Raw genomic sequence first — 11869 nt, 5'->3', positions numbered from 1 at the left:
GGGCGGGGATGGGTGGTTAGGCTCAGGGGTATGGCTCGGGTGTTGTTGGTTGAGGATGACGATGCGATTCGTACGTCGCTCACGAAAGCGCTGACGGCGGCTGGCCATGTGGTGACGGCGGTGGCTGGTGGCGCTGACGGTGTGGCGGGGGTGGCGCGGGAGCGCCCTGAGGTGGTGCTCCTCGACCTTGGCCTGCCGGATCTGGATGGGCGCGACGTGCTGGCGATGGTGCGGGCGGTGAGTGATGTGCCGGTCATCGTGGCGACGGCGCGGGACGACGACGCGAGTGTCGTGAAGCTGCTCGATGCCGGGGCTGACGACTACGTCATCAAGCCGTATAGCTCAGCGCAGATCGACGCGCGGATCCGGGCGGTTCTGCGCAGGCTCGGTACGGACCAGCAGGACGTGACCGTGGATGTCGGCCCGTTGAAGATCGACCCGCGCAGTCGCGAGGTCACGCTCGACGGTCACCCGGTCGAGCTGACTCGCAAGGAGTTCGACCTCCTGCTCGCGCTCTCCAGACGACCCGGCGCGGTCGTCAGCAAGCGGGAGCTGTTGGCTGAGGTTTGGGGACTGCCGTGGGGCGGCGGCGACCGAACGGTCGATGTCCACCTGTCCTGGCTGCGGCGCAAGCTCGGCGAGACCGCAGCGGCCCCGCGCCTCCTGCACAGCGTCCGTGGCGTCGGCGTCAAACTCGCAGTGCTGGAAGCCTGAAGATGCGCCGAAGAATCCTCCTCCTCTCGCTGGGCCTGACCACCCTCGTCGTGGTCGGATTCGCCGTACCGCTGGTCCTGCTCCTCCGCAGCACGACAGTGACCGAGTCCAAGGAGAAGGCCCGTCTCCGCGCCGAGTCCGTGGCGTACTACGTCGGCGACAAGGACAAAACCAAGAACGACATCGCGGACTACGTCCAAGGCTTCACCGATGGTCCCGGCCGCATCTCGGTCCGCCTCGCCGACGGTACGACGCTCGGCGACGCCCCGCCCGGCGGGGTTTCCGCGCCGAAGAACACCCCCACCGACTACAGCGACGATCACAAGGGCCCGCCCAAGATCGGCGACCCCGACTACCGCAAGATCAACGGCGGCCTGGCTGTCGAGATCGATGTCGGCACCAAGCAAGGCCCCGCCTCGGTCTGCCTGTATCTCACCGGCGATCAGCTGTACGACGGTCTGACGCCCCGCGTCCTCGTCGTCGCCGCAGCGGGTCTACTCGTGCTCCTGCTCAGCATCGCCGGCGCCGAGCTCGTCTCCCGCCGCCTGGCCCGTCCACTCGAAGAAACAGCCAGTACGGCGGAACGCCTGGCCGGCGGCGATCTCGAAGCCCGCGCCCCCGTCACCGGACCAGCCGAAGTGGCGAAGGTAGGTGCCGCCCTCAACCGCTTGGCCGACCGCATCGACGAGGTCATCGCCGTCGAGCGCGAGTCGGTGGCCGACCTGTCCCACCGACTCCGCACGCCACTCACCGCGCTCAGACTCCAAGTCGAAGCCCTCCCAGACCGCGAACGCGCCGAGGAACTCAACACCCAAGTCACCAACCTCGAACGCACCTTGACCGCGATCATCAGCGCGGCAAGACGACCGCAGCGCGAAGGCCGGGTCCCACACTGCGACGCCATCCAGGTAACGAAAGATCGCGCAGCGTTCTGGGAACCGCTCTTCGAGGACCAAGGCCGCGACCTCACGCTCGACCTCCCGGACCCACCCGCGATGGTCCGCTCCGCACCCGAGGACCTGGCCGCAGCCCTCGACGCCCTGGTGGAGAACGTCGTCGCGCACACCCCCGACGGCACACCGGCCCGAATCACCATGCTGCGCTCAGCAAACGCCGTACAGATCACCGTCGCGGATGAAGGTCCAGGGATCCCGCTGGGAGCAGGGGAGCGCGGTCGCAGCGACCGGGGTTCAACGGGCCTGGGCCTCGACATAGCTCGTCGCTATGCCGAGGCCACCGGCGGCCACCTCACCATCAGACGCAATGAAGTGGTCCTCACCTTGGCTGTGCCTTAACGGGTGTAGACCCGAGCCCAGTCCACATCGAAGTACGCCTTCTGCATCGAGCATCCGCAGAAGTTGTCGAGCTGGATCGTCTGATGCATCGGTCCCGGAGCCTGTACGTCGGGATCGGTGTCGTGGAACCACGGCTGCCCGTCGATGTACCCGGTCAGCCCGTCCGGCGCCCACTCGAAGCCATAGTTGTGCCACTGCGCCAGATCCAGCGACCCCGAGTGGTACTCGTCCTGAACCACAGGCCCGTCCGTCGGGTGATGCATGAACGCGGTCGCGCGCGTCTCCCCGACGTTCACCTCGAAGTAGTCGTACTCGCCACCCTGCGGCCACTGATCCGAGTCCGGCCAAGTGATCAACACCGGGTGGTACGCCGCCCCGCTACCGCCGGCCGACTGGACGCGAGCACGCACCTCCCACCGCCCGTACTTCTGCCCGTACTGCGATGCGAGCCCAGCGGTATCGCCATTCGCATACCCGGTCTGCCGCAGATACCCGCCCTGCACGGTGTTCGTGTAGCCGCACCGCTGGCCGTTGCCGGCATGCCCCGGAGCGCAACCGTCTGCCCCGCCGTAGATACCCCACTTGGCCTGATCCGGAGCACCCGTGTAGTTGAACTCATCACTCGCCGGCAGCGCCGTACCCCAGTGGTAGTTCTCAGCCGCAGTGTCCCCATCGCCAGTCGGCGGCGGGTCGTCCCCGGCCACGCGATAGTCGGCCGCGGTCGTCTGCCACTTTCCCGACCCACCGGAGATGTACGTCAACGGATGCGAGTTCGTCGCCCCAGCAGGGGCCGTGAACTGAGCCGAAACCTTCGTCCAGCCTGATGCATTGGTCGCAACAGACGCTCCCTCGGTGCTCCCGAGGTAGCCACCGTTCGCGCCGTACCAGTCCATCTGCATCCGCGCCGACCCAGCGGTCTTGGCATCAACAGCAACCGTGTATTTCTTGCCTCCGGCAACAGTCAGCTGCGGCAGGTAGATCCCGGCCGTGCCACTGGAGAGCGTGACTTGATACGCGTACGACGCGGCCGGGTGACCGGTGATGACGACCCGGGCGCCGGTGCCGCCGGACATGGTTCCCCAGCCAGTCGCAGTGCTGGCGAGAACCGGATTAGGGGCGAGGTTGTCGGCCGCCTCAGCGACGACACCTGACCCCAGCAACGTGAGTGTCGCAAGAGCGATCACCCAACGCTGCGGGCGGGCAAACTTCATGTCTGACTCCGTCTCTGCGTGATTTCCGTGCCGTGGGCGACGGCACAGAAATCGATTTTCTCCCTAGCAGAAACGTTCGTCAGGTGGTGGCAGTTTCAGGCCATCTGAACAGCGGCCACCGGCGTGGTCGTCGGCTTGGGCGATCCACCACTCGGTTCGTCAGTCAGCCCGAAGGTTGTCTGCCCGACGACATTGCCCTGGATCACGGTCGTGACATCACCCGAGGTGAGCCCGATCGAGCGTGCGTTCTGCTTGGCATCCATCAACCACAGCTGCCACGTCCTTCCGTTGGCCGGCTTCGGCAGACCATGCAGGACGACGACGACCGCATCGGCGCGCGCAGACATCACCGTGGTCGCCTGACCCCCACCATTCACCGAGCCATGCGCGGTCACGGCGTCCGGCTGGGCGAGCACCGCAGCCATCTGCTCATTGGCCTGTACGGCGGCGTTCTTGCCCCGGTACTGGTCGACAGCAACCCCGCCGGCCCCGGCAATCACCATCGCGGCGGCGGCCAAGGCGAACACCGAGCGGCGACTGTAACGCTTCGCCCCGGCGACTTCCGTCGTACCGGCGACCACTGGCGGCAACTGGCGGACGTTCTCGATCGCCTGCATGACGTTGAGCTTGAGCTGCGGCGGCGGTGCCATCTCGACCTGCGTGGCCAGCTTGATCGCGGCTTCGCGGAGCTCGGCGACCTCGGCGGTGCAGAACTGGCACTCGGCCAGGTGGGCTTCGAAGCGGATCCGCTCGTCCTCGGGCAGGGCGTCCAGGACATACGGTCCGGTGAGCGTGTGAACATCTGGTTCGGTCATCGCGTACCCCCCGTACTGGTTCCGAGGCAGTCACGGAGCCGGATCAGACCGTCGCGCATTCGGGCTTTGACGGTCGGCAGTTTTGCGTCGAGTTGCTGGGCCACTTCCAGGTAGGTGTAGCCGTTGTAGTAAGCGAGGGTGATCGACTCACGCTGCAGCTCGGTCAGCGTACCCAGGCAGCGGCGCACCTGTTCGGCCTCGAGCCGGGTCGTCACGGTGTCGGAGACCTGGTCGAAGTCGACCTCGGCGTTCCGGGAACCGACCAGGTCGTTGCGGTCGGTCGCGGCCTGTTCGGAGCGGACCCGGTCGACCGCCCGGCGATGGGCGATGGTGAGGATCCACGAGTGCGCCGAACCGCGCGCGGCGTCGAACCGCCTGGCGGTCTTCCAGATGTCGATCATCACTTCCTGGGTCACCTCCTCCGACTGGGCCGGGTTGCGCAGGACCCGCCGGACGAGTCCGTAGACCCAGGGGCTGATCCGGTCGTAGAGCGTGCTGAACGCCGCGGTGTCACCGCCGGCCGTGCGGGCCAGCAAATCGGCATCGGTGACTCCTGGGCGGGCTCCGTTGCCCGGCCAGGGGAGTGCGGTCGGTTCGCTCACGCTGTCAATCCTCTGTTCGAACCACATCGTGTCCCGGACCGGTGCCCACGGCAACTGCGCGGGGCACCGGTCCAATTACTACGGAGCTGCAGATCAGGCTGCCGGGGGCATCAGGACCGTGTCGATCAGGTAGACGGTGGCGTTGGCGGTCTTGACGCCGCCGCAGATGACGTTGGCGTTGTTGACCTTCAGGTCGTTGCCCGAACCGGTGACGGTGAGGTCCTGCTTCTCGACGGTCGGGTGCTTGCCGACGACCGCGGTCGGGTCGAGCTGACCGGCGACTACGTGGTAGGTCAGGATCTTCGACAGCAGCGCGTCGTTGGTCTTGAGGGTCTCGATGGTCTTGGCGTCGATCTTCTTGAAGGCGGAGTCGACGGGTGCGAAGACGGTGAACTCGCCGCCGTTGAGCGTCGAGACCAGGTTGACCTTCGGGTTCAGCTTGCCGGAGACGGCGGCGACGAGGGTGGTGAGGAGCGGGTTGCCGGAGGCGGCGTTGGCGACCGGTACGGCGGCCATGCCGTCGATCGAGCCGGCGCCGGTCGGGTTGGCCTTGGCGTAGTCGGCGCAGCCGTTGCCGACCAGGCCCGCGGCGTTGTCCATCGAGGGCTCGCTGGACGGGGCGCTCGACGGCGCGGAGGACGGCGCGGACGACGGGGTGTCGCCGGCCTTGCTGTCGCCACCGCCACATGCCGAGGTCGCCAGAACAAGGGCCAGAGCAGACGCAGCGAGTCCGGCGCGGACGATGTTACGAGACATGACGATCTCTTTCCTGAGAGGGGGAGAAGCTGTGAACGGTGTCGCTCACATCTGCTCTTCGCCGCCGCGCTCAGGCCGGATGGGTGGATCGTCGAAGAAATTTCAGACGATGTTTTCGGCGACCACCCGAAGCGTCCCGTCCGCGGTCTGGATGTCCCAGCCGTCCGGGTGCTTGGCGAGCACTGTCCCCGCTGCGGCGGGGTTGTTGCCGCCAGCAACATGCACGGAGCTGATCAGGACCGGCGAACCCTGGATGACCGCGGTCGCGCGCGGCATGAACATGTTCAGCGCCGCCGTCTTCCGGATGATGCTCGCGCTGGGCTCGGTCAGATCGAGCTCACATTCACTCGGCTCGAAGACGCCGGCGTACGACGCAATCGAGTCGTCCTGCGCGCTGCCGGGATCACCCGCGAACGCCTTGGCGCCGGCCTCGTCGAGCGCGTCGCCAAGCAGTTCGACCCACGCGTTGAAGAGCCATGCACCGCTCAAGTCGACGGGCAGTGGAGCCGAGCGCTGCGCCATGATCGCGCCGGTGTCGAAGGCGCTGGCGGTGCGATGCACAGTCACGTCGACCGTGGGTGAGCCCTCATAGACGACTCGCGCGGGATTCGGCCCGCGACCGTTCGGCAACCGCGTCGGGTGCAGGTTCAAGGCGCCGTACGACGGGATCCGCAGAATCTCCTCCGGGATCAGCCGCGGGAACGCCGCCGACACCACGAGATCAGGTTGCAGCGCACCGATGACCGGGGTCGCGATCGACTTCAGCTTGCTGGTCATCAGCACGTTCGTTTCCGCGGAAACGGGATCGGCGAACGGGCTCGGCCCAGCGCCGTACCGATTGGTGGGAGGCAGTGTCACCACCAGCACGATCTCGTGCCCGTTGCGCTCGGCCCAGCGCGAGATGATCCGGTAGCTCGGCAGGTAAGCGCTCAGCGCGACGACCCTCATGGCACGACAGTACGTCGAGCTCACCGGGTCGCGTCTTCGAGCACTTCCTCCCGCACAGCCCGTACGGCGTCCGCCAGCCCGGCGAGCGCCACCGACCCGATCGCCAGCCGCAGCGCGTGCGGTACGGCGGGCGTGGTCGCGTACGGAGCCGCTGTCGACACCGCGACCCGGCGCCGAGTCAACGCGGCCACGATCCGATCCGGCCGGGTATCCGGCGGCAACGGCAACCAGCGCACGTACGACGACGGATGCCCGATCGACGGTAAGTCGCCCAATGCGTCCAGCGTGATGGCCTGTCGCTCCTTGGCGTCCGCGCGCTTCTGGACCTCGAGCCGACCGACCGTGCCGTCCTCGAGCCACCGGCACGCGATGGCCGCGGTGACTCCCGGCGTCTGCCAAGTGGTCGCCATGATGACCCGTTCAAGCGCCGCCACGAGCGGTTCGGGCGCAACGACGTACCCGATCCGTAGTCCTGTCGAGACGCTCTTCGACAACCCCGACACGTAGACCGTCAGTTCCGGAGCGAGCATCGCCAGCGGCGGTGGGGCATCCTCGGCCAGATACGCGTACGACGCGTCCTCGATGATCGTGAGTTGGTACCGCCGGGCAATGGCGACCAACCGGTCCCGGGCCTCGGCGGAGAGCACCCAGCCGAGCGGATTGTGCACGGTGGGGATCGCGTAGATCCCGCGCACGCGTCTCCGTCGGCACAGCTGCTCGAGCGCCTCCAGGTCGATTCCGGTGGACGAGGCGGGCAGTGGTGCAAGCTCGAGCCCCAGCGTCCGGGCCAGCACGATGAACCCTGGATAGGTGATCGCATCCACCGCGATCACATCGCCGGGCTGGAACATCGCCATCGCCGCCACGGCCAGCCCGTGCTGAGCGCCGTTCACCATCAGCACGCGTTCCCGCCCGACCGTCAGGTTGCGCCGGCGCAGGTGCTGGGCAACTGCCTCCCGATCCTGCACTCGCCCTCGATGCGGCTGATAACGCAGTAGCGATTCGAGGTCCCCGGCCGCGGCCAACTCCCGCAAGGCGCGCCGCAGCAGGTCCGCCTGCCCGGGAACTGAGGGAGAGTTGAAGAGGAGGTCGACAGCATCAACGGCCACCGACCGCTGATCGAACTCGTCGACCGCCGACAGATCGCGCACGAACGTGCCTCGACCCTGCTCGTTGCTGACCAGGCCCATCGCGGCGAGTTCGGCGTACACGCGGGAGGCGGTCACCAGTGCGATGCCCTCGGCTGCAGCCAGCTGCCGATGGGTCGGCAGCCGGGTTCCGGCCGGCAGTTGACCACTGTGGATCTGTTCGGACAGCGCGTCGACCAGCGCCTTGTACTTCGGGGTCCGCATCACGGCATTGTATGCATGACAATTCTTCGATCGTCATGGATTGACCGGCGTACCGTTTCCAGCATGCAGATCGCGATCCTCACCTTCGACGGATTCAACGAACTCGACTCGCTGATCGCTCTGGCCATACTCAATCGGGCCGGGCTCAACCGGGTCCCCGGCTGGGAGGTGTCGATCGCGAGCCCTACTCGGCAGGTGCGCTCGATGAACGGCGTCACCATGGATGCCACGATGGACCTCGGGGAGACCTGGGGTGCCGACGCCGTCATCGTCGGCAGTGGCAGCAAGACCCGTGAGGTGGTCGAAGACCTGGCCATCATGTCCGTGCTGCGGGGTCTCGACCCCGAGCGTCAGCTCGTCGCCGCGCAGTGTTCCGGCGCGCTCGTGCTGGCCCGGCTCGGTCTGCTCGACAATGTCCCCGCCTGTACCGATGTGACCACCAAGCCCTGGGTGATCGCGGCTGGGGTCGACGTCCTCAATCAGCCGTTCTTCGCGCGCGGCAATCTCGCCACGGCCGGCGGGTGTCTTGCGTCGACCTACCTGGCTACCTGGATCATCGCCCGGTTGCACAGTCTGGACGCTGCCAAGGAGGCGATGCACTACGTCGCTCCGGTCGGCGAAAAGAATGAATATGTAGCCAGAGCGCTCCAGAACGTCACGCCGTATCTCACACCCGCGCTGACTTAGGCTTAGGCGGCTTCGGATTTCCTATCGGATCTTGACGGACTTACTTAACCCGATCAAGATTCCCATATCCTATCCGATCCGCCAGGCAGAAGGTCGCCGCTCATGACGAGATCCATCCGAACCAAGGCTGTGCGAGGCGTGGTCGCCACGCTCCTCCTCGCTGCCCTCATTCCCACCGGTTCGGCAGCGGTGTCGTCCGCGGCGCCAGTGCCGGGCCCGGGGGCTGTCCCCGACGCCGCTTCGCAGCAGGGCGCCGTACCGCCGGCTCCGTTGCCGTCCAACGTCACGGTGGCTCCTGGTGGACCGGCGGGCGCGCAGGCGGACAAGCCGTACATGGGTTGGAGCAGCTACAGCATGCAGGTGTACGCCGGGAACGGCAGCACCTGGATCAACGAGAAGCAGATCACGGCGCAGTCCGACGCGATGCACAAGAAGCTGCAGCCGTACGGCTTCAACCGGATCAACATCGACGCGGCCTGGAACGGCGGGATCGACGGCTACGGACGTCCGACCCCGAGTGAGACGAACTACCCGAGCGGTTTCCAGAAGCTGATCGATCACATCCACAAGAACGGCCAGAAGATCGGGATCTACGCGATCCCCGGCATCGGCCAGCAGGTGATCGACGCGAACCTGCCCGTGTACGGCGCTCCTGAGTGCAAGACCGGTGATCTGCCGGTGCGGCCGCTGGTGAAGGCCGACTACTGGGGGATCGGCTACAAGCTCGACTTCTCCAAGCCCTGCGCGCAGAAGTACATCGACTCGATCGCGGACCTGTTCGGCTCCTGGGGGATCGACTTCCTCAAGTTCGACAGCGTCACGCCGGGCTCGGGCGTCAGCAACCTGACGCTGGACGCGCGCGACGACGTGAAGGCCTGGTCGACCGCGCTGGCCAAGCACAAGATCTGGCTCGAGCTGTCCTGGGCGCTGGACATCAACTACGCCGACTACTGGAAGCAGTACTCCAACGGCTGGCGGATCGACTGGGACGTCGAGTGCTACTGCGAAGGCGTCGCGCTGACCGCCTGGCCGAACATCAGCCGGCTCTTCCCGAAGCTCGCCGACTGGTGGCGGCACGCTGGCCCCGGCGGCTGGAACGACCTCGACTCGTTGAACGTCGGCAACGGCCAGATGGACGGTATGACGAAGGACGAACGCCGTACGGCGGCCACGCTCTGGGCCGTGTCGGCAGCGCCGTTCTACGTCGGTAACGACATGACGAGGCTCGACCAGTACGGTCTCGACCTGCTGACGAACCGCGAGGTCATTGCCGTCAACCAGGCTGGCCGACCCGCGCACCCGGTCTCGACCACGTCGAACCGCCAGGTCTGGTACTCGCTCAACGCCGACAGCAGCTACACCGTCGCCCTGTTCAACCTCGGCCAGACCGACGCGAACATGACCGCGACCTTCGCTGATCTCGGTCTGACCGGATCCGCCAAGGTCCGCGACCTGTGGGCGAAGAAGGACCTCGGCACGTTCAACGGCAGCTTCACGGCGAACGACGTACCGATTCATGGCACTCGGCTGTTCAAGATCACGCCGCAGAAGAACTCCACGATCAAGGTCAACGACGACGACCTGCGGGTGAAGTACGACGGCGACTGGAAGCGCAACGGCAACTACGAGGTGCCCGCGGTCAGTGAGCCGCTAAGCGTGACCGTCTCCGACTCGGCCGGTGCGAGCGCACCGGGCGCCGCGAACGCCGGCACCCGGACCGTCGAGGTCAACAACGACAACTCCCAGATCGTCTACACCGGTTCGTGGAGCCGCAGTACGGGCCGCGGCATGGGTGACTACCAGGACGACGTCCAGTACTCCGAGCAGAACGGTGACTCGTTCTCGTACAGCTTCGTCGGTAACGGCGTCGACTATGTGACCGAGACGCACAACTCGCAAGGCGAGGTGGACATCTACATCGACGGCCAGCTCAAGCAGACCGTCAACACCTATCAGGCCGACGGGCGCGGAGCGCAGCAAGTCGTCTTCAGCATCTCCGACCTGCCGAACGGCGCGCACACCATCCGCGCGGTGAAGAAGTCCGGCCAGTTCATGCTGGTCGACAAGCTGAACATCCGCCAGGAAAGCCTGCTCAACCCCGACAAGGCGACCTTCAACAAGGCCCAGCCGGCTGACGTCAGCATCGAGATCAGCCGCGACCCGGCCGAGCTCGCCGCACTCTCCAAGGGCGGCGCTGACCTGGTCAAGGGCACCGACTACACCGTCACCGGCCGCACCGTCACCATCAAGAAGGAGTACCTCGCCAAGCAGCCGGTCGGGGCCCTCGCCCTCGACTTCCGCTTCCGCGGCGACTACCGCGACGACGTCCACGCCACCACGGCCAACGGCGCCGCAGCCTCCTTCACCTTCACCGGTACGTCGATCGACTGGTCCACGGCCCTTGCTCCGGACCAGGGTGAAGCCGACGTCTACCTCGACGGCAAGGTCGTCAAGCGGGTCAACCTGCACGGCGACGCCCGAGTCACCAACCGCCAGGTCTTCACCGCAACCAACCTGAAGAATGCCCAGCACACCCTCAAGATCGTGAAGGTCTCCGGCGAAGCCCTCCGCCACGACACCTTCGCCTACCTCATCAAGTAGTCCGGTAGTGAGCCAGTAGCTGGAGGGCATCCGCCGAGGCAGCATCGCTCGGCGTGTAGACCTCCAGCCGATGTCCAGGGCTGTCGGGTTGTAACCAGACCTGGTAGTCGACATCGAGCGGACCGACGGTCGGGTGCTCCAGCAGCATCCGGCCGACGGTGCAGTCCGCGACATCGCCGGTGGCCCAGTACGTCGCGAACTCGCGACTGTGCATGGCCAGCTCACCGATCAGTTCGGCGAGCTGGGCGTCGGTGGGGTGCCGGCCCGCGGTGAGGCGTAGGTACGCGACGTGGATGCGGGCGTTCTCTTCCCAGTTGCGGTAGAGATCGCGGCTGAGCGGGTCCAGGAAATACATCCGCGGAACGGACGGGCGTCGACGCGGGTCGTCCGGTGCGTCGAAGTCGTAGTGACCGGCGAGCATGGCGTGGCCGGCTCGGTTCCACGCCAGTACGTCGCCGCGTCGCCCCAGCACGACTGCAGGAGTCGTCTCCTGGAGAGAGCTGAGGAGTGCGAGCACTCGGGCGTGCGGACGCTCAGGGCGGCTGCGGACGAGCCTGGCCGGAGGCTTCTTGGCCAGGTTGTGCAGGTGGGCAGTCTCGGCCTCATCCAGCCGCAGGACTCGGGAGAGCGCGTCGAGCACCTGCTCCGATGCTGTGTTCGCCTGGCCCTGCTCGAGTCGCGTGTAGTAGCCGACGCTGACACCGGCCAGCTGGGCCAGCTCCTCGCGGCGGAGGCCCGGCACGCGACGAGCTGTGCCGTAGTTGGGCAGCCCGGCTTCCACCGGGGCGACACGTGCGCGCCGAGTGCGTAAGAACGTGCCGAGTCCCTCCAGCTCCATGCGACCGAGCCTAGCCGGGCGGAGCGACGTACTGGGTAACCCAATCGGAG

The 11869-nt window shown here is 66.6% G+C and carries 11 protein-coding genes; 4 read left to right on the top strand and 7 right to left on the bottom strand.

Annotation, left to right across the window (positions count from 1 at the left end):
* The first annotated feature begins 30 nt into the window (after positions 1 to 30).
* Entirely contained in the window at positions 31 to 714 is a 684-nt protein-coding gene (locus E1263_RS25160; RefSeq protein WP_132171540.1) for a response regulator transcription factor, read from the top strand.
* A gap of 2 nt (positions 715 to 716) precedes the next feature.
* Complete coding sequence (locus E1263_RS25155; protein WP_132171538.1) at positions 717 to 2009, top strand: sensor histidine kinase; 1293 nt, start codon at positions 717 to 719, stop codon at positions 2007 to 2009.
* Here E1263_RS25155 and E1263_RS25150 read toward each other — a convergent pair.
* The 6 genes from E1263_RS25150 to E1263_RS25125 form a co-directional block, all read right to left on the bottom strand.
* Positions 2006 to 3220 carry a glycoside hydrolase family 16 protein gene (locus E1263_RS25150; RefSeq protein WP_132171536.1) on the bottom strand — a complete coding sequence of 405 codons (1215 nt, stop codon included), beginning with the start codon at positions 3218 to 3220 and terminating at the stop codon, positions 2006 to 2008. The two genes, E1263_RS25155 and E1263_RS25150, sit on opposite strands and share 4 nt — an antisense overlap.
* Before the next feature lie 95 nt (positions 3221 to 3315).
* Positions 3316 to 4035 (bottom strand): anti-sigma factor, encoded by a 720-nt coding sequence (locus E1263_RS25145; protein ID WP_132171534.1) that lies wholly within the window; start codon positions 4033 to 4035, stop codon positions 3316 to 3318.
* The gene (locus E1263_RS25140) at positions 4032 to 4637 is read right to left on the bottom strand and encodes a sigma-70 family RNA polymerase sigma factor (protein ID WP_337590287.1); all 606 of its coding nucleotides are present in this window, start codon (positions 4635 to 4637) and stop codon (positions 4032 to 4034) included. Before E1263_RS25140 ends, E1263_RS25145 begins: the two co-directional genes overlap by 4 nt.
* A 93-nt stretch (positions 4638 to 4730) precedes the next feature.
* Complete coding sequence (locus E1263_RS25135; RefSeq protein WP_132171530.1) at positions 4731 to 5393, bottom strand: fasciclin domain-containing protein; 663 nt, start codon at positions 5391 to 5393, stop codon at positions 4731 to 4733.
* A 102-nt stretch (positions 5394 to 5495) separates the two neighbouring features.
* Positions 5496 to 6341: a methionyl-tRNA formyltransferase gene (locus tag E1263_RS25130; RefSeq protein WP_132171528.1), complete on the bottom strand. Its 846-nt coding sequence runs from the start codon at positions 6339 to 6341 to the stop codon at positions 5496 to 5498.
* 20 nt (positions 6342 to 6361) lie between these two features.
* A complete protein-coding gene (locus tag E1263_RS25125) occupies positions 6362 to 7693 on the bottom strand; it encodes an aminotransferase-like domain-containing protein (protein ID WP_132171526.1) in 1332 nt (443 codons plus the stop codon).
* 63 nt (positions 7694 to 7756) lie between these two features.
* Between E1263_RS25125 and E1263_RS25120 the strand changes: the two genes are divergently transcribed.
* Together E1263_RS25120 and E1263_RS25115 are read left to right on the top strand one after the other, a co-directional pair.
* Positions 7757 to 8380 (top strand): DJ-1/PfpI family protein, encoded by a 624-nt coding sequence (locus E1263_RS25120; protein ID WP_132171524.1) that lies wholly within the window; start codon positions 7757 to 7759, stop codon positions 8378 to 8380.
* 102 nt (positions 8381 to 8482) lie between these two features.
* Positions 8483 to 10981: a X2-like carbohydrate binding domain-containing protein gene (locus tag E1263_RS25115; RefSeq protein ID WP_132171522.1), complete on the top strand. Its 2499-nt coding sequence runs from the start codon at positions 8483 to 8485 to the stop codon at positions 10979 to 10981.
* Here the strand turns inward: E1263_RS25115 and E1263_RS25110 are convergent.
* On the bottom strand, positions 10974 to 11819 hold the full coding sequence (locus E1263_RS25110; protein ID WP_132171520.1) for a helix-turn-helix transcriptional regulator: 846 nt from the start codon (positions 11817 to 11819) through the stop codon (positions 10974 to 10976). The two genes, E1263_RS25115 and E1263_RS25110, sit on opposite strands and share 8 nt — an antisense overlap.
* Positions 11820 to 11869 lie beyond the last annotated feature (50 nt).

The organism is Kribbella antibiotica (assembly GCF_004349055.1).
Classification (GTDB): Bacteria; Actinomycetota; Actinomycetes; order Propionibacteriales; family Kribbellaceae; genus Kribbella; species Kribbella antibiotica.
The sequence above is the reverse complement of the archived record's forward strand: the minus strand, read 5'-3'. Positions and strand labels throughout refer to the sequence as shown.